Source organism: Streptomyces sp. CB00316 (assembly GCF_001905595.1).
Classification (GTDB): domain Bacteria; phylum Actinomycetota; class Actinomycetes; order Streptomycetales; family Streptomycetaceae; genus Streptomyces.
Genome location: NZ_LIXI01000002.1, coordinates 188632 through 210482 on the forward strand (window position 1 = coordinate 188632; position 21851 = coordinate 210482).

General features: G+C 67.5%; 21 protein-coding genes, 1 tRNA gene and 1 pseudogene. 15 read left to right on the plus strand and 8 right to left on the minus strand.

What is annotated here, in order from left to right; translation table 11 throughout:
• The first annotated feature begins 12 nt into the window (after positions 1-12).
• Positions 13-86: transfer RNA gene (locus tag AMK21_RS04990), tRNA-Pro, on the plus strand.
• Between the two features lie 601 nt (positions 87-687).
• Here AMK21_RS04990 and AMK21_RS04995 read toward each other — a convergent pair.
• A complete protein-coding gene (locus AMK21_RS04995) occupies positions 688-1500 on the minus strand; it encodes a DUF317 domain-containing protein (protein WP_073875566.1) in 813 nt (270 codons plus the stop codon).
• A gap of 127 nt (positions 1501-1627) precedes the next feature.
• Entirely contained in the window at positions 1628-1981 is a 354-nt protein-coding gene (locus AMK21_RS05000; protein ID WP_073874593.1) for a DUF317 domain-containing protein, read from the minus strand.
• A 296-nt stretch (positions 1982-2277) separates the two neighbouring features.
• Here AMK21_RS05000 and AMK21_RS05005 point away from each other — a divergent pair, with 296 nt between their 5' ends.
• Together AMK21_RS05005 and AMK21_RS05010 are read left to right on the plus strand one after the other, a co-directional pair.
• Positions 2278-2850: a hypothetical protein gene (locus AMK21_RS05005; RefSeq protein ID WP_073874595.1), complete on the plus strand. Its 573-nt coding sequence runs from the start codon at positions 2278-2280 to the stop codon at positions 2848-2850.
• A 138-nt stretch (positions 2851-2988) separates the two neighbouring features.
• Positions 2989-3249 (plus strand): hypothetical protein, encoded by a 261-nt coding sequence (locus tag AMK21_RS05010; RefSeq protein WP_234421831.1) that lies wholly within the window; start codon positions 2989-2991, stop codon positions 3247-3249.
• A 430-nt stretch (positions 3250-3679) separates the two neighbouring features.
• Here AMK21_RS05010 and AMK21_RS35290 read toward each other — a convergent pair whose 3' ends face one another.
• A complete protein-coding gene (locus AMK21_RS35290; protein ID WP_199863109.1) occupies positions 3680-3862 on the minus strand; it encodes a hypothetical protein in 183 nt (60 codons plus the stop codon).
• Between AMK21_RS35290 and AMK21_RS35755 the strand changes: the two are divergent.
• Positions 3830-4093 (plus strand): annotated as a pseudogene (locus tag AMK21_RS35755) (nucleotidyltransferase domain-containing protein); the annotation flags it as partial. The gene AMK21_RS35290 and the pseudogene AMK21_RS35755 sit on opposite strands and share 33 nt — an antisense overlap.
• A gap of 93 nt (positions 4094-4186) precedes the next feature.
• On the opposite strand, the gene AMK21_RS05020 reads toward AMK21_RS35755, so the two are convergent.
• The 3 genes from AMK21_RS05020 to AMK21_RS05030 form a co-directional block, all read right to left on the minus strand.
• Positions 4187-4597, minus strand: coding sequence for an NUDIX hydrolase (locus AMK21_RS05020; RefSeq protein WP_073874599.1), 411 nt, complete (start codon positions 4595-4597; stop codon positions 4187-4189).
• A 61-nt stretch (positions 4598-4658) separates the two neighbouring features.
• Positions 4659-5609 (minus strand): FAD-dependent oxidoreductase, encoded by a 951-nt coding sequence (locus tag AMK21_RS05025; protein ID WP_073875568.1) that lies wholly within the window; start codon positions 5607-5609, stop codon positions 4659-4661.
• A 10-nt stretch (positions 5610-5619) separates the two neighbouring features.
• Positions 5620-7065 (minus strand): carph-isopro domain-containing protein, encoded by a 1446-nt coding sequence (locus AMK21_RS05030; RefSeq protein WP_073875570.1) that lies wholly within the window; start codon positions 7063-7065, stop codon positions 5620-5622.
• Positions 7066-7445: 380 nt separating this feature from the next.
• Between AMK21_RS05030 and AMK21_RS05035 the strand changes: the two genes are divergently transcribed.
• The 9 genes from AMK21_RS05035 to AMK21_RS05075 are packed head-to-tail and all read left to right on the plus strand — an operon-like array spanning position 7446 to position 16535.
• Positions 7446-7796, plus strand: coding sequence for an ATP-binding protein (locus AMK21_RS05035; protein ID WP_234421864.1), 351 nt, complete (start codon positions 7446-7448; stop codon positions 7794-7796).
• A gap of 43 nt (positions 7797-7839) precedes the next feature.
• Positions 7840-9147: a glycosyltransferase family 4 protein gene (locus AMK21_RS05040; RefSeq protein WP_073874603.1), complete on the plus strand. Its 1308-nt coding sequence runs from the start codon at positions 7840-7842 to the stop codon at positions 9145-9147.
• Entirely contained in the window at positions 9144-10142 is a 999-nt protein-coding gene (locus AMK21_RS05045) for a D-2-hydroxyacid dehydrogenase (RefSeq protein ID WP_073874605.1), read from the plus strand. Before AMK21_RS05040 ends, AMK21_RS05045 begins: the two co-directional genes overlap by 4 nt.
• Positions 10143-10145: 3 nt before the next feature.
• Positions 10146-11252: a radical SAM protein gene (locus tag AMK21_RS05050; RefSeq protein ID WP_073874607.1), complete on the plus strand. Its 1107-nt coding sequence runs from the start codon at positions 10146-10148 to the stop codon at positions 11250-11252.
• Positions 11252-12370: a hypothetical protein gene (locus tag AMK21_RS05055; protein ID WP_073874609.1), complete on the plus strand. Its 1119-nt coding sequence runs from the start codon at positions 11252-11254 to the stop codon at positions 12368-12370. Before AMK21_RS05050 ends, AMK21_RS05055 begins: the two co-directional genes overlap by 1 nt.
• 16 nt (positions 12371-12386) lie before the next feature.
• Positions 12387-13184: a radical SAM protein gene (locus AMK21_RS05060; RefSeq protein WP_073874611.1), complete on the plus strand. Its 798-nt coding sequence runs from the start codon at positions 12387-12389 to the stop codon at positions 13182-13184.
• Between the two features lie 23 nt (positions 13185-13207).
• Complete coding sequence (locus tag AMK21_RS05065; RefSeq protein ID WP_073874613.1) at positions 13208-14932, plus strand: carbamoyltransferase C-terminal domain-containing protein; 1725 nt, start codon at positions 13208-13210, stop codon at positions 14930-14932.
• A gap of 5 nt (positions 14933-14937) precedes the next feature.
• On the plus strand, positions 14938-15552 hold the full coding sequence (locus tag AMK21_RS05070) for an HD domain-containing protein (RefSeq protein ID WP_073874615.1): 615 nt from the start codon (positions 14938-14940) through the stop codon (positions 15550-15552).
• Positions 15549-16535: a glycosyltransferase gene (locus tag AMK21_RS05075; RefSeq protein ID WP_073874617.1), complete on the plus strand. Its 987-nt coding sequence runs from the start codon at positions 15549-15551 to the stop codon at positions 16533-16535. The genes AMK21_RS05070 and AMK21_RS05075 overlap by 4 nt, the downstream gene beginning before the upstream one ends.
• Positions 16536-16544: 9 nt before the next feature.
• Here AMK21_RS05075 and gltX read toward each other — a convergent pair whose 3' ends face one another.
• Both gltX and AMK21_RS05085 read right to left on the minus strand, forming a co-directional pair.
• Positions 16545-17918, minus strand: coding sequence for a glutamate--tRNA ligase (gene gltX, locus AMK21_RS05080; protein ID WP_234421865.1), 1374 nt, complete (start codon positions 17916-17918; stop codon positions 16545-16547).
• Between the two features lie 482 nt (positions 17919-18400).
• Complete coding sequence (locus tag AMK21_RS05085; protein WP_073874619.1) at positions 18401-19057, minus strand: Eco29kI family restriction endonuclease; 657 nt, start codon at positions 19055-19057, stop codon at positions 18401-18403.
• A 420-nt stretch (positions 19058-19477) separates the two neighbouring features.
• Between AMK21_RS05085 and AMK21_RS05090 the strand changes: the two genes are divergently transcribed.
• Complete coding sequence (locus tag AMK21_RS05090) at positions 19478-20830, plus strand: DNA cytosine methyltransferase (RefSeq protein ID WP_073874621.1); 1353 nt, start codon at positions 19478-19480, stop codon at positions 20828-20830.
• A gap of 4 nt (positions 20831-20834) precedes the next feature.
• Positions 20835-21632 carry a very short patch repair endonuclease gene (locus AMK21_RS35760; RefSeq protein WP_073874623.1) on the plus strand — a complete coding sequence of 266 codons (798 nt, stop codon included), beginning with the start codon at positions 20835-20837 and terminating at the stop codon, positions 21630-21632.
• Positions 21633-21851: the final 219 nt, after the last annotated feature.

Below are 21851 nucleotides of genomic sequence, written 5' to 3' on the forward strand. Positions count from 1 at the left end.
ACCGGTGGGCATCGGGGTGTAGCGCAGCTTGGCAGCGCGCTTCGTTCGGGACGAAGAGGTCGTGGGTTCAAATCCCGCCACCCCGACAGTTGAAATAGCAGGTCAGGGGCCTGATCCACTCAGTGGATCAGGCCCCTGACTCGTTTCTGGGGGCATCTTGGGAGCCGTTTGGGAGCCGATCTCGGAATCCGGCTCTCAAACGGCTGCTCCGCAAGATCCCATACATGGCCGCGCTGAGCGCTCAAAGCACCGCCGCCCTCGCCCCTGGCACCCTGTAGGCCGGGGGCCGCGCGAGCGTGCCTGCTGTCAGCCCAGCGCACCACGGCCACCGCGATTCGTGGCAGGCTGAAGGGCGGGGCGGTGACCGTTACCCGCGGTCACTGTCGGTGCCGGTAGCTGATCCGCATCGCGTAACGCCGACTGGCATCAGTCACAGGGGACCGTGCAGTTGAGTTCCCGGCAGGAACGCTAGACATGGAGGGCGTGGCGCCCTCACCTGCAGGGCGCGGACGCGCAGCGCAGTCTTGACGACATCCACGCGATGGCCGGTGGGGCTGCCCCCATCGGGCGGCGTCTCGCTCGGAGGGCCAGAGCATGGGGCGCCGTCACCGAAGAATTCGACGCAGCGGTCGAAGACAGCAGCGCCCTCCCGAACGGGGGCCCGGCTTCATCGCACGGGAGTACTGCTCAGCAGGCAGGGGCACACAGGAGCCGGTCCCGTGAGCTCTCCGGCAACACCCGGCGTAGAACCGGTGCGGTGGAGCTGAGCGAGGAGGCGAACGCGGCAACGAGGCCGTGCGGCACGCTGGAACTGAACGACGCAGCCCACAAGCACGGAGCGCCAGCGCCGAGCTCGGCCCACGCCTGCCAGCCCGCCACCCCTGGCACATCGCCCTCGACGATCAGGGCACAGGGATCGGCATCCTGGATGAGCGGTGGCAGCTCGCCAAGACCGAGGCGTGAGGTGAAGGTGGGATGCATCGCCGCCGCATGCGGTTGGTCGGCGTCGCGGAGCCAACCATGCGCGGACGCCGCATCGAGAACGGTCTCGGGACTGGCGGCCGCGTCGGTGGGATCACCGTATACATCAAGCGCGAGAAGGAAGTCGGCGATGGCCTCGCCGGGGATGCCGGAGGTGAAGTAGGCGGACCAGTCCGCGAGCGACCTGCTCGCATCCGAGCGGGCAGAGATCTGCCACGCGATCGGCAGCCCACCGAGGTGAAACGGCTCGTCCGACAGCGTCCACTGAGCCCACCGACGGGCGTCGGGACTGATGTACAGGACGGTGCTGCGCAGGACCTGGCGGTCCTCCAGCGACTCGTCGAGCTCACGCCGCCCGCAGACGGTTGTCAGGCACGTCCAGCCGAAGCCGGCGAGAGTGTCCGCGACGACGTCGTAGAGACATCCGTCATCGCTGGCCAGGTGCCGGGGACGGACCCAGTACGCAGGCAGAGCGCCCCGGTTCGGGGTGGGCGGGTTGAGCCGAGGGTTGGAATACAGGGCGCCTCCAAGGGCAGGGTGCGGGGCTACTGACAACGTCTTGCTTCCGGGCAGTCGGCTGCGGGCTCGGATCGCCACCCGTCCATGAGCCAGGCGGAGCCGAGTCGGCTGACGCCGACTGCCCTGCCTACCGAGAATGGGCGGTTTCCAGCACGCGCGTCACAGCGACGGCGACGATGTCGGCCGGCGTCTCGGCGTCGAAGGAGATGCTGTAGCCAGGCACCTTCGTGGTACCGGTGACGGCGATCTTCCAGCCTTCGCCGTCACCCCCGGGACGGCCGAGCGGAAACCAGCCCAAGTAGAACCGCCCGTCCTTCGAATTGACGTGGACGTCAGCGCGGTCGTCCACAACCATGTGGAAATCCTCGGCAGAGAACTGATCCATCACGAGCGTGGGCTGGCCCGGGCCAAGCTGCCAGGTGTGCACTTTCAGGGCCTCGGCGGCGGTGGAGAAACCGGAGCTCGTGGATGCGAAGATCACGGCAAATACCTCTCTGACCTGGGAATCCGGAAGGTCGTCTACGTTGACATCCGTCTGCGCTCGCTGGCCAGTCCTTCGCGACTCTTTCCTGTCTGCCCCCGGCGAACTTGTCCGGTGACATCGAACCCAGTCGTCTTGCCATCGAACCGAGCCCTGCCGAATCCGGCACGCCCCCACCGGCAAAGTACTGACGCCCCATAGACCGCTACGTCATCTCTATAGACAACCCAGGCCCCACTCCGTAACACTATCTATAGCGATCGATAGAGGTGACATAGAGTGCTGAGGGGGTTCTTGTGCGGCTCACCATTGAAGGCGCGAGCGAGGAGTTCGAGCGCAAACTCCTCGCCCTGCTCGCCGAGCACCGAGACGAACTGGCCGTGTCCGTCGACACCGCATGGGGTGCCGACCGGGCGATGGTCTTCCTGAACACACTCAATGAGGACGCCCGCCAGTTTGTGCGCCTGGTCGTCGAGTCCGACGGCAATCTGGAGGCCGCCGTGCTGCGCGAGGCATTCCCGCGCGGACTGCGCGGCCCCACCGTGGCCCTGACCTACGCCCTCAAGCGCGGCTACAAACACGGCTGGTGGCCCGAAGGCACCGAGGCGCCAGTCACAGTCGTTTACGGCGGCGGCCCGCAGGACGGATGGCGGCAGGCATCGGCCTACGAGATGTCCGGTGAGAATCTACCCGTCTTCCGCTCCGCCCTAGCTCACTACGCCGCCACCACATCCCGGCCCTCTTGGGACGAGGAGGCACCCTCCGCGTTCGCCGTGCATCCAGGCTGGGCGGCCGACGCTGACGCACCGAGGGCGCTGTACGACGATCCGCCGACCGCACCCAACTTCAGCAACGGAGGCGCAAAATGATCGGGGGTTGCGCGGCTAACCCCCGCCTGTCGCATCCTCGGCGCGGCCCGTCGCAGTGACGGGTCCTACCCGCCTCGCAGGAGTGATGCCGCCGTGTCCGCGCTTTTCGACAAGTTTCTGATCCCGACTGCAGTTGGCTTGGTCGTCACCGTTCTCGCTGCCGCAGCCAGCTGGCTCTACCGGCGTCGCCGGACCACCCCGACACCACCCCGCGTGCTGCGCCGCTTCAGTCTGCTTGGAACCGCCGGCGCCGACGGCACTCCCCTGCACTACGAGACCACCCGGGCTCCCGGCAGCGTCGTCACCCGCCGGGTCGGCAGCCTGCCCCAACGCTTCGAACTAACCGATGCCCCGCTCGGCGACGGCACGTACGCCGCCGAACCCCTCGACCACCTGTAGGACGGCCAGTGCATGGAGGGTGTGTGACCGCGATCGCCCTCGTCCTGAGCTGCCCAACAGCACTGTCACCGCACGCGATTCCGTTATGGCGTGGGTGGGCGACATGACGTGGGGATGGGACTTCGCGGCCCGATGTCTGCTCATCTCGGCGGCCTACGCAGTGACGGGCCCCTGGTAGCACGGTCTCGGTGGCATGCTGCGGAGCAGGATCGCCAGCACATGCGGGCCATCCGGGAAGCGCGGCGCGATCGGCACTGGCCCACAGCCTCGGGCCAACCAGTCGCGACTATCGCGGTCATGACGTCGATGACGAATGCCTTCCGCCATACCCTGCAGACTGCCAGCGGAGCGCAGACGCCAGACCTTCCAAGAGCACGGGCACTTCACCACGCATCGGCAGCCGCTCGCCGGAGATAGAACTGCATGTGCCTCAAGAAATCCCGGTGCGCACGGTGGACAGAATGCTGATAGTTGCTGCATGGATGCGATCGCCGCCGCGCGTGCCGTTGTAGAGGAATACCACCCTGCCGCTCAGGCTGCGTTCCTGGGAGGCAGCGCCGTGACGGCCCGCCGCACGCCGATGTCGGACCTCGACATCGTGGTGATCCTCCACGGATCCCCGGCCCCATACCGGTCGAGCTTCCGGAGCGGTGAGTGGCTGGTGGAGATGTTCGTGCACACCGAAGCGACGTGGCACTCGTACGTAGACCGCGAAGTACGCAAGCGCCGGTCGCCGCTGCTCTGGATGTGTTCTGCCGGGCTGTTGCTCTTCGACACCGATGGGGTCGGGGCGCGCATCGCCACGGAGGCTCGGGCACTGACCTCTGGGTCGGCTACAAGCGTGGTGGAACTCTGTGAACGAGGTCAGCACGCGGCAGCAGGGGCGCATCGGAAGGTCGAGCGCCGCGCATCCATGGCTCTGCCTCGCGGAGGGGGATCAGGAAGGCAGGACTGCATCAAGGTGTTCCTGCACCGGCTCGAACAGGCCGTAAGGCACGTACTGCGGGATGTCTCCGTGGGTTACCCAAGCCACCTCAGCTACCTCCTCGGTGGACGTGACGTGGGCGACTCCACCCTCCACTTCACAGGCCGTATAGGAGATCAGTCGGCCCGTCATGGGGTGAATCCGCTCACCGAGCAACTTCACCGCAGCCACGTGCAGTCCTGTCTCCTCACGGGCCTCCCGCACAGCGGCGTCCTCTCGCGACTCACCCGGCTCAACCTTGCCGGCCGGGAACTGCCAGGAGAGCTGGCCCTCCCCGACCCGGCGGCGCACCATGAGGACTCGTCCCTCTTGGACGATTACAGCTGCGGCGACGCTCGATACCTTCGTCATGCTCTGTGTCATCACGTTCCCCCTTCACGGACGCCAGGACTTTCATCACAGACGTGTCGAGTAGAGCCCTCGCTCAGCTGAGGGAAAGCAGCTCTCGAGTCACCTCGGCGCACCCCCACGACAGCGTGACGCCGGCGCCTCCATGCCCGTAGTTGTGTACGACCAGGACTCCGTCCTGTCGCTCCGCCTCCACGCGGACAACGGAACGAGTCGGCCGAGCACCGATCCGGTGCTCCAGAACCCGGGCAAGGACGAGGCGGGGTTCGACCTCGGTGCATCGGGCGAGGATGCGGGCCGCCGCTGTGTCGTCCGGGGCAAGGTCGCCTTCGTCGTCGATGGCTGTGCCGCCCAGGACGACGGTCTCTCCATGCGGATAGAAGCACAGCAGATCCGGCGAAGTGCCGGTGTCCTCGGAGAAGAACTCGGTCAGCCCCGGGTTGGCGACGACTACGTGCTGGCCACGAATCGGCCGCAGGTCTGAATCCACGGCCAGGTCACGGGCGCCCAAGCCCGCGCAATTGACGATCAGAGGGGCCGGGCCGACGTCCGCGAGCGAGGTCAGACGTCGCTGCTCGACCGTTCCGCCGCCCGCTCGCAGCCGTCGCAGGAGATAGTCGAGATAGGCGGGCATGTCGATCAGCGGCACCGTGAACCGGTAACCGGCCGTGAACCCGTCCGGCAGTTCGGTCGACTCGCACGGTCGGAACCCGGGCAGCGTGGTGGCCCAGTCCGGTGGGGCCTCGGCAGTACGGGATGCCTCGATGCCGCTGGTGAGCCGGACGCCTGTGGCCTGGTCCTGGGCCAACTCCCGGAAGACTTCCAGGGACCGCTGTCCCCACCGGTCGACCTCGTCCTTCGGCTCGACCAGGTACGAGCCCCACATCGCGCCGGCGGCCAGCGAGGTGACACCGGGCACCTGCTCGGCGATCACGTGCACCGATACCCCGGCCTCGGCGAGAACAACGGCGGAGGTCAGCCCTGCCACCCCAGCGCCGACAACGACAACGCGCTCCCCTGCGGTCATGATCTCGACCCTAACGGCCGGGTGGCGTCGACGGAGCATGTCGGGCGAGTGCGTCTTCGAGGACCGGCAGGAAGCTGCGGACGTGCGGGTTGCGCTGGCGGCGGCGGAGGTCCGCCGCAAGCTGGTGGAGCAGTGCCGCGCTCCTCGGCGAACGTACGGCGTCAAGGCGGTCAGCGGCGATCTGGCCGATCTCGCAAGCCGCCTCCAGGTCTCCGTGGGCGCTGTGTCCCAAGGCCAGCCAGGCCCCTTCGAACATGGCTCTGCGCTGGCTGGGGTCACCACGCGGAACGTAGTACGCCCCGGAACGGAGCATCTCGGTCCCTTGAGCGAGAAAGCGACGGCCCTTGTTACCGCCGTCCTCCTTCTGCCGGGCGCGCCCCATCTGAACGAGGCCATAGCCGGCTTGGCAGTCGAGGTGGTTGTCGGTGAGGAAGTACATCCAGCGGGGCTCCTCCTGGCTGCCGTCCCGACCCGCGATCAGTTCTCGCGCGGAGCCGCGGGTGTGGGCGAAGTCGTTGTCACGGCCGGCGGCCGCATACGCGTAGGCGAGCCGGGAAAGGACGGATGCCCGGGCGGCAGGCGGAGCGGCTTCGCTGGCGCGGCGGGCTGCCTCGCCGAGGGCGATGGCATCCGCTGGATGTCCCCGGCTCGCCGCCTGGAAGGAGAGGTCGCCGAGAATGTGCGCGCACAGGGGCAGGTCGTTGACCTGATGTGCGGCTCGCAGGGCAGTGGCGAAGTAGCGCTGGGCCAGACCGTGATCTGCCGCGTCGAAGGCCATCCAGCCGGCGAGCTGACCGATCTCCGCCAGCGCGCGGATGAGCCTGCTCGCCACAGCGGGCGGATGCCCGCCCTCGTGAATCAAGAGCCCCACAGCACGGAACTGGGCACCGACGTAGGGGAGATGTCTCGCACCTCCATGCTCGTCGTCGAGCAGCTGGAGCATGGGCAAGTGCTGCTCGACCTGGTCGACGAGCGGATCAGCGCCGAGCGGCGGGGCCATCCGGGACGTGTACTGGCCTCGCCCCGCGGTTCCGTCGAGGTACTGGGCGACGATCGCCAGAAGCCCCGCGCCTGAGATCGCGAGGAATCGACGCCGGTCGACAAGCCCTCCCATCACCCAGTCCTCCACGATCGCCTCCATGCCCTGCACGGTCCAGGGCCGTGCGAGATCCGTGTCCGCCGGGACGAGCGCCGAGGAGTCACCCGCGCGGCCCTGCCACAGTTCGGCTACGGAGACAGCTCTACCCAGTTCCTGGGAGAGCACATAGGCAGCCATCATCGGTAACGGCGAACGCGGCAGCGAGCCGCCGTCCCTCCAGTGGTACGGCGCCGACTCGGCGACGGTCCCCGCTCCGAACACCCTGTTGAGCTTTCGCGCGAGCGCCTTGGGGCTCCATCCGAGTTCGTCGAGGCACCGCGACAGCGCGGCGTTGGGTCCCCCTGCTTGTTGCCCCACGTGTGCCCACCTCACGTCCCCAGCGGTTTGTCGGCCGCCCCGCCCTCCTCATGGTGATGCAGACCGCAGCCGAATCACCTGCCTGTCAAAGAAGTTGACCGAGTTGACCGACTGATCGGGTGCTGCCCGACCGGCCTCCTCCGGTGTTCTTGAGTCACGACGGAAGGCGCCGCCTTCGACGCCGGCGGAGAAAGAGGTGGGCCTTGAGACACCACACGAGCACCTCCCGAGACCGTCCGGGCAGCGTGTTGGAGCGCGGCACCGGGAGCCCGGGCTCAGCGCCACCACCCAAGCACTCCGACTGCGGCGGCACGACCACGCTGATCACGGATCTGCCGTACGGACTGAGGGCGGCCGAGGTTACTCGGGAAGCCGTCGCGGTGGCACTCCACGGCACCGAGACTGATCTCCTCGACGACGCCCGACTCATCGGGTCGGAACTCGCAACGAACGCCTTCGCCTCGGGAAACCCACCTCTGGTCCTGTGCGTAGACGTCAAGACCTCGGCCGTCGACGGCCTGGAGGTCGAGATCACCGTCACCGACGGAGGCTGCCCTGACCTGGCACCTACGTCTCCCCCGGGTCCCCAGGAGGAAGCCGAATCGGGACGAGGCTTGGTCATCGTCGACGCACTGGCCGATGCCTGGTCCTTGAGCACCGGTACCCACGGAACCCGTGCCTGGTGCCGGCTGAAGCGCCAGGCCAGCCCGTCGCCTCCCAGTACGCACTGATGCTCACGCCCACGAGACCCGTCTTCCAAGGAGGCACCACACGGTGCGCATCGACCATGCGACCCCGCCCTCGCCCATTGACGCGCCGGCGGCCGGTCGCCAGCCCCGCATCGTCGTAGCTGTCCACGAGGGCGTCTACGGTGCCGCGTCGGGCACCGGCTTCAGCAACCGCGCCTTCCTGACAGCCCTCGCCCGCATCCTGCCGACGGGCCGCCTCTCCGTGATCACCCCGCACGTCCCCGAAACAGCGGGAACGCACGATCGGCGGTGGACCCGCGAGGTCCAGCAGATGCTGAAGAAGGCCCAAGCCCAGGTGATCACGATCCCTTGGGTCCCAGCGCCGCCGGGCTCGGTCCACGGCGCCATGCAACTGGGTGACCTGGCCGGCGAGGCTGCCTTACGCGTCGCCCATCGCACCAGCCGCTGCCTGCTCGTCGGCCTCGACGCCCCCCTCCTCGGCCTCGCCCCGTACACGTCCCCCACCATGGACCTGCTCCTCGTCCCGCGCTCTGCGGCGGCACTCACGCGGCCAGGAGACCGGTCGCGGATCCGCTGGGAACGGGAAGCCCTGCAAGCGGCGATCGCCCGGGGCGGGCGTATCGGCGCCATCTCCACCCACATGCGAGACCACCTCGTCACGAGCTGCGGTGTCCCTCGGGCGAGCATCGTGAACATCCCGAACGGACTGATCCGGGAGGAGCTGACCAGGCCGACGGTTGTTCGCCCCTTGCCGCTCAAGGCCCGAGGAGGATTCCTGCTTGCCATGGGGCGCGCGGTGCCCACCAAGGGCTTCGAAGACCTGCTGGAAGCACTGCACGTCCTGAAGGAGCGTGGGGTTCGTATTCCGCACTTGCTCCTGGCGGCCGTCACTTCGGAGGGGCACGAGCGCCTCACCTCTCATCAGAAGGACCTGGCAGCAGGCATCCGCGCCTACGGCTTGGACGCGACGCTCATCACCCGCTTCACCCCCTCCGTCCGCTCCTGGCTGCACAGTCCGGCGCTGCGCGCGGTCGTCATTCCCTCACGCGAGGAGCCTTTCGGCCGGATACCCCTGGAGGCGTTCGCGGCAGGCGCGGGGCCGGTGGTCGCGACCAGCGCCGGCGGACTGGCCCAGACCGTCATCGAGGGCGAGACCGGCTTCACCTCCGCACCCCGGGACGCCAAGTCTCTGGCATCCGCCCTGCACCGAGCCCTGACCGTGCTACCCCGAGAGCGCGAGCGACTCCGAAACGCCGGAGCGACTCTGGTGCGTTCGCGCCACGACTACGAGGCCAGCATCGGCTCCGTCATCGGCCGCATCGCCCCGTGGGCTCTGGCTACGTCGTCCGCCGGGGAAGGCAGGACCCGATGAGCAAGCCGGTAGTGCTCATCAGCTTGAATTCCCCTCACCCCTTTTGGCGGCTGTCCGCCGAGCACGAAAGTTCCCTACGTGCCGCCTTCCCAGGTGTCGTCTTCCGTACGGCCGCCGAGGAGGACGTGCCGTACCGGCTGGCCGAGGCACACGTCTACCTGGGCTGGCGGTTCGAACCGCCGTGGCTGACCAACGCGCCTTACCTGAACTGGATCGCTTCCCCGGCCGCCGGCACCGACCATCTGCCCGTCGCCGAGGCCCACTCCGCCGGAGTGGCGCTGACACGCTCGTACGGGTTCCACGGCCGTCCCATGGCCGAGCACGCCATGGGGCTGGTCCTTGGCTTCTCCCGCGGGTTGTTCATGAGCCAGCGCATCCAGCGAAACCGGACGTGGTGGAAGGACGACCTCGCCACAGAGTTCTTCGACCTTGCCGGGGCGACGATGACCATCGTCGGTTGCGGCAGCATCGGAGGCCATCTCGCTCGCGCCGCCCGCGCTTTCGGCATGAACGTGATCGGAGTGCGCCGGACACCGCCTGCGGCACCCAGGGCTGGGATCACCTGGATGCACGCCTCGGCCGTCCACCAAGCCGTCGCCGTCGCAGACGTGGTGGTCAACCTGCTGCCCGCCACCCGTGCCACGGGCCGCCTCTTCGACCACGGCCTCTTCACGGCCTGCAAGCCCGGAGCGCTGTTCCTCAACCTCGGTCGTGCGACGACCGTCGACCAGCAGGCCCTCTTGGCCGCCCTCAACGCCGACCACCTACGCGGCGCCGCCTTGGACGTCTCGGACCCGAAACCGCTGCCGGCTCGCCACCCACTCCGCCTCCACCCACGGGTCGTGCTCACACCGAAGAGCTCGACGCTCTGCCGCACGTACATGAACGAGGCGGTCGACTTCTTCGCCGCCAACCTGCGCCGGTACCTCGCCGGTCAGCCGCTCGACGGCCTGGCCGAAGTGCCCGACGCCCACTCTCCCCTCGACGGAGGCTGACCGATGCCCACCACCCGCCACGACCTGGCCGCCGCTTTCGCGGCGACCGGCCGCAACCACCCCTACCTGGCCTTCACCCTGAACTCGCTGTGCAACCTGGACTGCGTGTTCTGCAAGCCCCGTTGCATGCCGGACTACGGGCACAAGGACCGTCCTCTGACGATCACCGACTACGCGGCCATCGCCGCCGAAGCCGGCACCTGGAAGATCCGGAAGGCGCACTGCTCCGGAGGCGAGCCGACCCTGAGGGCGGACATCCTCGACGTGATCGCGGGACTCGCAGACGGCCTCGGGTCCGGTGCCGCGATCGGCATGACGAGCCACGGCAACCTGCGCCGCGGGCTGAGCGTCGAGAAGCTCCGTGACGCCGGCCTGACGTACCTCAACCTCAGCCTGCACAGCCTCGACCCGGAACGGTCCGCCACGATCATGGGAGGCGGCGACCCACGCACCACCCTGAGCACCCTCGACGACGCCCTCTCCCTCGGCCTGCAGGTGAAGATCAACTGCGTTCTCCAGCGCACCTACCTGGACGACGCCTTCGCCGTGGCCGAGCTCGCCCGCGAGCTTCCTGTCGCCGTCCGCCTGATCGAACTCCAGAACATAGGGCCCGCGCAGGCGCTGTTCGACACCGAGTTCATCAGCGAGGCGGACGTCCGCGACCGTCTCCACGAGTGGTTCGCGGGCGCGGGGGAGGTCTCTCGTGACCAGCTCGGGGTCCGTAGCCCCGGGCAGTACTTCCGCCCCGACGGCTGGGCGGGCTCGATCGGCTTCATCTCCAACTCCAGCTGCGCCACATGCTCCGACGCCAACCGGATCAAGATCACGCCCACCGGTGTGGCCCGCCCCTGCATCCTCCACAACCGCGACATCCCTCTGAAGTCCCACCTCGCCGACGACACCCTCGATGACGCCTTCGCCCACCTCTTCCAGGCCATGCTCGACCGCAACACGAACGACGCCTGGCAGGGCTTCCACTACGTCGACTACGACCTGCGCTGGGACCGGATGGAGCGCCCCGAGGGCGCCCCGGTCCTGCCCCTGCTCCCCGTCCTGACCACGGGCACGACTCAGTCCTCCTGCACCCGAGCCTCCGCTGGGGAGCAGTGATGGTCGTGGCCGAAGCGCCGCCCCTCTACCAAGGACTCGGAGCGCTGTACGAACGCGAGCTGGACGCCCACGGTGTCGGGGCTGTGATGCTCACCCACAAGTGGCAGTCGGCCGACCTGCTGAGTCCCCACTCGGACATCGACGTGCGTGTCCTCCTGCCGGAGGTGCCAGAGGACTGGGAGGAGTGGAACCACCACCTGGCCTCCGCGCACAGGTCCGCGGTCCGCCGGGAGGTCTCCCACGGACGGCTTCTGGAGCATCCGCCAGGATTCGCGTTCACCGTGGCCGAGGCGGACGGACGACTCATCTCCGCACCCGAGCTCGCAACCTGGTCGCGGATCAGCGGGAGCGCCCGGGACCTCCAACGCTGGAGGTCCCGGGCCCAGATGGCGCCCTGGTGCGAGGTCGACGAACGCTTTTACCGAGGGATCCTCCAGGCGCGGCTCAGCGGCCGGTACCAGCTGGCGGCGGACAGTACGGACAACGTGGTCGAGGACATCACGGCGTACCGGCGCCACTGCGTGGCCTGGCACTACCTCGCCCCCTGCTGGTTCGCCGCCGCCGCGCTCGCGACACGGACCCGCTGTCCCGGCAAGACAGCCGCGCTCACCCAGTGGCACCCGGACGGGCTGGACGCCTACGCCGAGCTGTTCCTCCGGCACTCAGAGAGCGGGCCCGACGGGCGACCCCGCAGCCCGCGCCACCTTCTCCGCGCGGCACATGTCTCCCTGGAAGCAGCCATGCGCCGCATTCCTGATGCGAGCCGCCCTCCCGACACGGGCAAGGAGTCCACGGGGACCGACTGGGTCATGACCGCCGGAATGCTCCGCGTACGCGTCGCCCGCTGGCTGTACTACCTCGATCCGCCGTCCGGCGTCGCGACTGAGTACTTGATCCGGCGGGAGGCGAAAGAGCTTCGCTCCGCCGCCCAGACCCTGTACACGCTCGCGGAGGACGGGACCAGTCCCGCCCAACGTCTGGCCGCCCGGATGGCCGGACTGATCCCCACCGGCCCCACGACCGCCGACACCCTGCGCGCCACCCTCGCCCACTGGCATAGGCAGAAGCCCATCGTGCGGGACTTCCTCAGCCTCACGCCCGATGACGTCAACCCCTGACACAAGGAGCCTCGCCATGCCCGCGCGCGCGTCTCAGCCCCGCGTCCTGAAAACGGCGAAGATCAAGATCACGACGAAATGCAACCGGTCCTGCGACTTCTGCATCTTCGCCGACGGCGCTCAGGGCGAGAACATGTCCCTGGATCTGTTCTCCACCATCCTGGCCCGGCTGGAGACCATTCCGTTCCAGCAGCTGCACATCAACGGCGGCGAGCCCACCGTGCACCGCGACTTCCCCGCGCTCAGCGACGCCGCCCGCACACGCCTGCCGGACAAGGTCATGGTCCTGGGCACAAACGCCATCACCCTTGCTCGCAACAAGCGGATCATGGAAGCCACCCTCCGCTCGTACGACCAGATCCTCATCGGCTGCGACGACGAGCACGAAAACTACGCCGAAGTACACGCCGTCGTACCCCGACTCCGCGAAGCCGGCAAGACCGTCGTCATCAACAGCGTTCTGGAAGGCATCAGCTCCTCCCGACTGGTGGAGCTCACGAGCCTGTGCGACGCGTACGGCGCGATCCACGTCACCAACCACGTGCACCACGTCGACGTCGGCCAGCCGTCGAACGACCTGCGCGGCATCTGCGACCGCTACCTCGACCAGCACCTCATGATCGAGATGGATGGGTCCTGCTACCGCTGCTTCAACGCCATGGCGAAGGACGACAGCGAGTTCAGCATCTGGGACCAGGACTTCGCGGCCAAAGTGTTCGCCCCCCGAGGCCACCACTTCCGGTTCTGCTTGCGCTGCCACGAGTACGCCGACTCCGGCGCCGCTCTCCTACCCGCCCGCATTCCGACCGCCTGACCCCAGACCGGAGGTACACGACCATGCCCGCAGTCCTCGGGCTGAACTTCCATCACGACACTGCCGCCGCCTTGATAGTCGACGGCCGCCTCTACGCGGCCGAAGAAGAACGCTGGAGCGGTGTCAAGCACAATCACCCCACCCGCAAGGGCACGCTCGCCGCACCGGTCCGCGCGCTTCAGTGGTGCCTGGAGGCAGCCAGCATCGAACCGCAAGACGTCGACGCCGTCTGGGCCGCCTCCATGCGCCCCAACCCTGCAGCTGGTTGGTGGCTCACCGAGGAGCGGGACGAACTCGCAGCTCTCCTACCTGCCCCGCTCGGTGACCATCTCCGCCTCCTCTCCCACCACACCGCCCATGTGCTCTCCGGGTACCTGCTCTCCGGACACGACCACGCAGCGGGCCTCGTCATTGACGCCGGCGGCTCCTCCCTCGGCTCCGACTTCGGTCCGGGGCGGGAACGCATCACCGGCTACGACCTGCGACCGGATCGCATCGACCGCGTCCACCAGAGCATGCCGACCGTGATTCCCGGCCCTGTCGGCCCTCGGCGCGTTCACTCCTCCCTCGGGCACTTCTACCGAAACCTCGCCCGCAGAGTGATCCCACCGGGCAACGAACCCGAGGGCAGCATGATGGCGCTTGCAGCGTTCGGGGACCCCCGGCGTTACGGGCCGCAGATCCGCGGACTCGTACAACTCGGCGACGACGGCGAGGTCCGAATCGGCCACCCCTGGGGCTCGGCGGATAGCAGCACACCGCTGATGCTCCGCAGCCATGTCTGGACCGCCGCCAACGTCTTGGAGCAGCCCGAACACGAACGGGCCGACCTGGCCGCCGCAGTCCAGGATGTCTTCTCCGAATCGGCCATCCACATCGCACGCCATCTACAACGGCTCACGAGGTCGTCGGCGTTGGTTTTCTCGGGCGGATGCGCCCTGAACTCCCACCTCAACGGCCGGCTGGCCGCCGACAGCGGCTTCGACAGCCTCTTCGTGGCGCCGGCGCCACACGACGCGGGCACCGCCGTGGGCGCCGCCTTGTACGCCTGGCATTACCAGCTCGGGCAGGAACGCCTCCCAGTACCGACCGATGCGGCCTGGGGCCCGCATCCTGGCGCGGTCAAGGAGGGGGCGGTGCCATCCGGGTACCGCACTCTGACCGGCCTCGGGGCGGGCCTGGCATCCGCAGCCGCCGCTCTGCTCTCTGAGCACCGGATTGTCGGCTGGGTACAGGGGCCGCTCGAATTCGGGCCTCGCGCCCTCGGCCACCGCTCGATCCTCGCCCACCCGGGCCACGTCGCCACCCGGGACCGGCTCAACGCCATCAAGCAACGAGCCGAGTACCGCCCGTTCGCCCCAGCCGTTCTCGCCGAGCACGCCACAGAGTGGTTCATGTCGGACGGCGACCCCTTCATGAACCGTGTCGCCCACGTCCGCCGGTGCCGAGCCGACCGCATAGCCGCAGTCACCCACCACGACGGCACCGCCCGCGTCCAGTCCGTGGCCGCCGACCACCAGGGCCTGCACGAACTCCTCCAGCAGTTCCACGAGCACACCGGACTGCCGCTGCTCCTGAACACCTCCTTCAACCGCAAAGGCATCCCGATCCTGCGGACCTCCCAGCAGGCCGTACAGGCGGCGGCAGGCCTCGGTCTCGACGCCCTCGCTGTCGGAGACAACCTCCTGATCGCCGACCACATCCCCGATCCCCGTTCGCAGTCCCAGCCGTCCTTACGAGAGGGATGACGGAGATGGCCGCCACCGACCTGCCACACGTCCTGACCAAGCTCGGCGCCACCGCATGGCCTGCCGGCGAAAGTTCCCGCGCCCGTGTAGCCGCTGGCCTGGCCCTCACGATCTATGCCCGCCATACGCGGGATCAGGGCACCCCGTACCTCCAGCACCCACTCGCCGTCGTCGCGATCCTGCGGCATGAGCTCGGCGTCACGCAGCCCGAGACTCTCCTACTCGGCCTTCTGCACGATGCCCTGGAGGTCGACCCGAGCTCAGAGGCCCTCGTTACCCACCAGCTGGGGACGGCCTTCGCCGAACGCCTACGTGCGATGACGCCCGACCATCGGCTCGAACACCGCCCCAAAGCTCCCGGTGACGAGACCCGATGGCGTACGAAGACGGCGGCCCTCCCCGCAGAGGAACTCCTGGTACGGCTCACCGACCGCATCCACAACCTGCGCGACCTGGCCGCCTCGCCGAACCACGAACGCCGGCGGAAGTTCGTACGGAACCTCACCAACTTCCATCTCCCCCTCGCCGATGCCGCACGCCACCTCAGCCCCCACCTGGAAGCCGCGCACACGCTGCTCAACGCCGAGTACGTCCACCACCAACAGGAGGTACGTCCGTGAGACAGATCGTGTACTCGATGGAGCCGGTCGGCAGAACCGGCGGTCGGGTCTACCTACGAATGCTTCACGAGGTGACCGCCGACGACGTGGAATGGCGCACGGTCCCGGACCACAAGCGCACCTACCGTGTCCGCCGCTGGCGGAAGCTCCGCCACCTCGCGCAGCTGGCCCCAACCGTCCGGGCGCTGAGTTCTGCCCCAGGCACCTTCGTGTGGGACGACATCAGCCTGCTGATCTTCACGCCGGAGATGCGGGCCCGCACGGTGTTCCTGCTGCACCACTATGAGCCGTTGCAACACGACTCCGCCCCCGTCGAGGCCATGCTCTGGGAGCGGCTGTTCCGGGTGCTGCCGCAGTGTGCGGCCGTGGTCTGCGTATCCCCGTACTGGGCTGACTTCCTCCGAGCCCGCGGCGTCCGCAACATACGGGTGATCTACAACGCTTTCGACATGGCCGAGGTCGAGCGGGCACGCGGCTTCGACCGGGCCGAGTGCCGCGCCGAATTCGGCCTGGCCCCGGACACGATCGGCGTGTACGCGGGCAAGGCCGTCCACTGGAAGGGCACCGAGGAGGTCACAGCGGCCCTGACCGGCGTACCCGGGCTACGGGTGATCACCAGCGGTAGCAACACCATCGGCCTCGACGGCGCGCACTTCGAAGTGGAGCGCGAACGGTACCTACGGCTGCTGCGGGCGTGCGACGTCGGCGTCTTCCTGCCCCGCATGCGGGAGGGCTGGAGCCGCTGCGCGGCCGAGGCCATGCTGCTGGGCCTACCCTGCCTGATCCGTCCGATCGCGGGCCTCGGCGACCTCGCCGCCCTGACCGGCCAGCCCACGCCGGATCTCGACCGTCTGCCGGCGCAGGTCCGGGAACACGCTGCGGCACGCCGGACCGAAGCCAAGGCGGCGTACGAGACCCTGGCTCGGTTCGACCTGAACTACTTCGGAAACGCCTGGGGCGACCTTCTCGCACAGGTCGCCTGACCAGAGCGACTACGCCTGGGCGGCCAACTTCTCGGCCGCGGCGTCCAGACGGGCCAGTACACGGTCCCGGCCGAGCAGCTCCATGGACTCGAACAGCGGGAGTCCGATCGTTCGGCCGGTGACCGCGACCCGGATGGGTGCCTGGGCCTTGCCCAGCTTGAGCCCGTGCTTCTCTCCCACGGCGAGCGTGATGGCCTTCAGACCGTCCGCCTCCCAGCCCGCGACGGTGGCGAACTCGGCGCGAGCGTCGGCGAGGATATTTTCGGCACCGGCCTTCATGGCCTTGTTCCACGACGCCTCGTCCTCGACGGGCGCGTCAAGGAACAGGAAGTCCACGTTGTTGGTGATTTCGGACAGCAGCGCCAGCCGGGTCTGGGCCAGCGGTGCCACCGTCTCGAAGACGGCCTGGTCGAACGCCTCCGGCTGCCACGGCGCGTACGGGGCGACGAGCCACGGCGCGCAGGCGGCTGCGAACTGCGCGGGTGCCAGGGCACGGATGTAGTCGCCGTTGAACGCCGTCAGCTTCTTCACGTCGAAGAACGCCGGGGCGGTGTTGACGTCCTCGATTCGGAAGAGCTGCTCCAGCTCCTCGTACGGCATGAGTTCCCGGTCACCGCCGGGGCCCCAGCCGAGGAGCATCAGGTAGTTCACCATCGCCTCGGGAAGGAAGCCCTCGGCGAGGTAGTCCTCCAGCGCGACCTTGTCCCGGCGCTTGGAGAGCTTCTGCCGCTTCTCGTTCACGATCACCGGCAGGTGCGCCCACACCGGCGGCTGGGCACCGAGCGCCTCCCACAGCAGCTGCTGCTTCGGCGTGTTCGACAGGTGCTCCTCGCCGCGGATGACCTGCGTGATGCCCTCATCCAGGTCATCGACCACGTTCGCGATCAGGAAGACAGGGGACCCGTCACCGCGGGCGATCACGAAGTCCTCGATCGCACTGTTCGGGAACGCCGGCTCCCCGCGGATCAGGTCGACCACGACGGTCTCGCCCTCATCCGGTGTCTGGAACCGCAGCGCCCGCCCCGCCTCGAAGGCCAGCCCCCGGTCCCGGCAGAACCCGTCGTACCCGAGGTGCTCCGACCCGGTGCGCTCCTTCAGCTGCTCCCGGGTGCAGTCGCAGTAGTACGCCTTGCCCGCCGAGTACAGCTGCTGGGCGGCCTCGCTGTGCCGGGCCGCGTTGTGCGACTGGAAGTACGGCCCCTCGAAGGACGCGTCCTCGCCATGAATGCCGATCGCCGCGAGCGCGTTGATGATGCCGTCGATCCACTCCGGCTTGTTCCGGGCCGCGTCGGTGTCCTCGATCCGCAGGACGAACGTGCCGCCGGACTGTCGTGCCACGGCCCAGTTGTAGAGAGCGGACCGCGCCCCGCCGACATGGAACATGCCGGTCGGAGACGGGGCGAAACGAACGCGAACCGGGGCAGTAGACATGTGGTCCAGGGTACCGACGCTGGGCGCTCGCCCCGGCCACTCCACGTACCGAAGGCGTCGACCATTTCCGGCCGTCCTCCACTCCCACGTCCGACGCGCCCGGGTGTGTGAAGCTCATGCTGGACGAGGCTGAAGGCGCCCAATGGGTCTCATGGCGCAGCCGGTGGGTCCGGCTTCCGACCGAGGCAGGTGGGCCGGCCGAGCCCGACTTCGAAGCAGTGCTGCCCCTGCTGGATGAACCAAAAACGTCTGGTTCGTGGACACGATCTTATGACCGCACCGAACCACCGTGGCGGCAGCGACTGCTCTCCGCTAGCGGAGGATGAAATTGGGAGCTCGCTGCCTCCGGCCTGAGCAAAACATCTCGCACCCTAGTGCCCGCCGTCAGCAGGACAACTGACCCCAGTCCCCGGCGCACCGGCTGCCGTTCTGACTCACGGAATGTCGAGATCTAGGTACGTATCCGTAGGGGGGTGGGGCCATGGGAGTTCTTCGTAGTCGCTCACCTGCTGCGCGATGTGAGCCTTGGCCTCTTTCGCCAGCTTTTCAATGTCATGAACGACACCACCATGAGTGCGCCGACGCCCATCATGCACCGTGTCCCACTTACTCTTCTTGCTCTGGCGGGTCGTCGCCCCCTGCTCTTTGCTGCCGAAGCCCTTGAGCTTGCTGTTCCAGACTGGCGTGTATCCGACCCTCAGCGCGTTCTCCCCCAGATCGGCGTGAACATCAGGCAGCAGGAGAGCCCGAAACCGGAACTCCGCGATCGGTAGGCTGCCTTCCATGATCGATAGGCGGTGTTGCTTAAGCCTGCTGTGAAGGGGGTATCGTTCCCGAACCCTCTCCCCAGTAGCGCTGTTACTGGAAAGGGCCTGCCCCGCGTAAACGGGGATTTGGAGGCTGGCGAGGGGCAGGTACAGGTCCACGCTCGCACCGCGGTAGTACAGGGCATACAGCCCTGAACCCTCGAACCTCGAGATCTCGTGGGTCATGGAGACCAGGGGTTGCCGCTCAAAGGTCTCGCAGATGGTGTTCGCGATCTGCTCGGTTGACAGAGGGTCGAACCACGCTGGGGCGTACTCGGCAGGCATGGCTTCCTGATCGGTGATCGGCCCGTCTGCGGGAAGACCCCGCTGGAGCGGACTATGTCGACTACTACGTGTCCTGCTCACCCGTCGGCGACGAAGAGGTCATCCTCGGCGATCCCCGGGCGGCGTCTCGGTAACTCTGCCAGACCGGCAGTACCGCCAGGCACTCTTGTGCTCGTTCGGGAACTCCGGGTACCCGCGAAGCCTCACTGCGCGGGCCAGTCGATCACCAAGGGCCTTGGTGATGCTCAGCCGAAAATCATCGTGGTAGGCGCCTGGACCGACCGACCTGGCCGCCTGCGCCATCCCCCTGACCCCCTCCGCCGTGTTGATCACCACGAACTCTATGGTCTTGCTCACTTATAGGCGACCCATTCGAGTGAAGGTTCGCCATGATCACCAACTCCGCGGTATGGTTTCGCCATGGTTGACCTGCCTGAAGAAGCAAAGAAGCCGCGGACCAGCGTTGAACTGTTCGCGGGTGGAGGCGGCCTTGCCATGGCGGTCCACCAAGCAGGCTTCCGCCCGCTCCTGTTCAACGAGTTCAACAACCGCGCCTGCGAGACACTCATCTCGAGTGCGCGAAAGACCCTCGGTGTCGACGGCTTGAAGCGCACCGAGGAGAAGAACCCTCAGCCGCCAAAACCGGGGCAGCCCGCCCCCCTCTACCCGGGCGACGTGCGCGACCTGGACCTCAGCGCCTTCCAGGGCGAGGTCGATGTCCTGGCAGGAGGCCCTCCGTGTCAGCCGTTCAGCGCCGGCGGGGTCGCCAAGGGTGATGAAGACAAGCGCAACATGTTCCCGGCCATGTTCAAGGCAGTGCAAGAGATGCGGCCGAAGGTGGTTATCTGCGAAAACGTCCGCGGCCTCCTGCGGCCGTCTTTCGTCGACTATTTCCAATACATCCAGAACGAGCTGAGTCTCCCGTTCGAGAAGCGCGACGATGAGGTCAAGTGGCAGGATCACAACGCTCACCTGACGCGCATTCTCGATCAACTATCTGACGACGACAGCAACCCGGATCACTACAGAGTCGTGATGGTGCCGGTCAACGCCGCCAGCTATGGCGTCCCACAGGTACGCAACCGGGTCGTAATCGTGGCCTTCCGGGCCGACCTCGGCGTGGACGTCGACGGCTTCGAGAAGTACGTGAAAACGGAGAGATTTTCCGAGGCGGCCCTGTTCCGGTCCATGCGCGACGAGGACGGACCCTACTGGAAGCGCCACCCAACCGTAGAGGACCACGTTCGCGACCGAGTACGTGCGCGCCTCCCAAAGGTGATCAAGGAAGACGACTGCCAGCCGTGGCGCACAATGCGCGACGCCATTCAGGGATACGGCACGGACGTGAAACTCCCGGCACTGCCCCCTGTCGATAGGAACCGACTTTCGGAGAAGTTCGACTTCGGTGAAGAGATCGGAGCCGTCGGTCACGTCGGTTGGCCTGGAGCCCGTATCTACAAGGGGCACACCCCGAACGAACTCGATCGTCCCGCGAAAACGGTCAAGGCCGGCGTTCACGGCGTGCCAGGCGGCGAGTCCGTGATGCTGCTGGACGAGCGGGTCCGCGACGTCTCAGCACCGGGTGGTTTTACCTACTTGCACCGCTACATGACCGTGCGCGAAACCGCCCGGGTAATGACGTTCCCGGATGAATGGCATGGCTCAGGCCCTCGAGGCGAGCAAATGCGGCAGTTGGGCAACGCCGTGCCGGTCGCTCTCGGTGAGTTCTTCGCCAAGGCCGTCTCCGACGCCCTGGCTGCGGCGGGACACTAGCTTCATGCCGCAGACAGGGGTCGGGGGGCGCTGGAAGGACAGGCTGCCTCCGGAACGCGCGTATAAGCGTCGAGCTGGCGCGGCCACGCCAGCAGTTGAGCAAGACCGCGCCGCCGGCGGTCCCAATCGGCGCAACGTCGACCTGGGTGACGGGCGTCGCGCACGCGCCTCCATCACGCTCCGCCTCTACCGGAGCACACGTCGCGTTCGCGCCTATCTACGGTGGTCACAAAACGGCAAGACTGAGGAGCGCTACGTCTGCGAAGTCGAGTTCGACTCACGCAAGCAGAACCTTGCTGAGGCATGGCGACAAGCCCGAACAAAGGGGCTCTTGGCGCAAGAGACGCTGCCGCCCGAGTCGACCGCGTCGTCGCTCGAGGTTCGAGCCTCAATGCGCGGCAACCGCGGCAAGGACACCAAACCAGAACTGCTGCTCCGCAGCCTGCTCCATCGCCGCGGCATGCGCTATCGGGTCGACACCCGGCCAATCGCCGACGTCCGGCGGAGAGCCGACCTCGTGTTCCCCGGCGATCGCATCGCGGTATTCGTGGATGGCTGCTTCTGGCATGGCTGCCCGGACCATTACAGGCCCGCAACGAAGAACGCAGACTTCTGGCGGGAAAAGATCAACGGCAACAGGGCGAGGGACACTCAGACCAACGACACACTGACGGCGGCTGGTTGGACAGTCATCCGAGTTTGGGAACACGACGACCTCGCCCGAGCAGCGACCCGAATCGAGAACGCCGTCCGGCGAAAGCGCGGTGCAGCGCCTCTCGTCGCTACAGCGGGCGACCACTGATCAGATCACTGACAGCTTCTTCTAGACGGCGCAGGACAATCTGGCCATCCCCGTCGCTGAAAGCCAGCAGTGTCTCACCGGGGTTGATCCCGGCCTCGGCCAAGATACTCATGGGTAAGGCAACCAGGCCGTCGGCGCCTACGGTGACTTCGGATGGGCTTCGAATCATGACCCCAGTTTTCCACGCGGGGATGAGCGGGACCGGGCGCATCGGGGACG

Excerpts from the sequence above, each read along its gene's own strand:
- AMK21_RS05020 (WP_073874599.1), bottom strand. The coding sequence starts at position 4,597 with ATGACACAGAGCATGACGAAGGTATCGAGCGTCGCCGCAGCTGTAATC.
- AMK21_RS05025 (WP_073875568.1), bottom strand. The coding sequence starts at position 5,609 with ATGACCGCAGGGGAGCGCGTTGTCGTTGTCGGCGCTGGGGTGGCAGGG.
- AMK21_RS05045 (WP_073874605.1), top strand. The coding sequence starts at position 9,144 with ATGAGCAAGCCGGTAGTGCTCATCAGCTTGAATTCCCCTCACCCCTTT.
- AMK21_RS05050 (WP_073874607.1), top strand. The coding sequence starts at position 10,146 with ATGCCCACCACCCGCCACGACCTGGCCGCCGCTTTCGCGGCGACCGGC.
- AMK21_RS05055 (WP_073874609.1), top strand. The coding sequence starts at position 11,252 with ATGGTCGTGGCCGAAGCGCCGCCCCTCTACCAAGGACTCGGAGCGCTG.
- AMK21_RS05060 (WP_073874611.1), top strand. The coding sequence starts at position 12,387 with ATGCCCGCGCGCGCGTCTCAGCCCCGCGTCCTGAAAACGGCGAAGATC.
- AMK21_RS05065 (WP_073874613.1), top strand. The coding sequence starts at position 13,208 with ATGCCCGCAGTCCTCGGGCTGAACTTCCATCACGACACTGCCGCCGCC.
- AMK21_RS05070 (WP_073874615.1), top strand. The coding sequence starts at position 14,938 with ATGGCCGCCACCGACCTGCCACACGTCCTGACCAAGCTCGGCGCCACC.
- gltX (WP_234421865.1), bottom strand. The coding sequence starts at position 17,918 with ATGTTCCATGTCGGCGGGGCGCGGTCCGCTCTCTACAACTGGGCCGTG.
- AMK21_RS05085 (WP_073874619.1), bottom strand. The coding sequence starts at position 19,057 with ATGCCTGCCGAGTACGCCCCAGCGTGGTTCGACCCTCTGTCAACCGAG.
- AMK21_RS05090 (WP_073874621.1), top strand. The coding sequence starts at position 19,478 with ATGGTTGACCTGCCTGAAGAAGCAAAGAAGCCGCGGACCAGCGTTGAA.
- AMK21_RS35760 (WP_073874623.1), top strand. The coding sequence starts at position 20,835 with ATGCCGCAGACAGGGGTCGGGGGGCGCTGGAAGGACAGGCTGCCTCCG.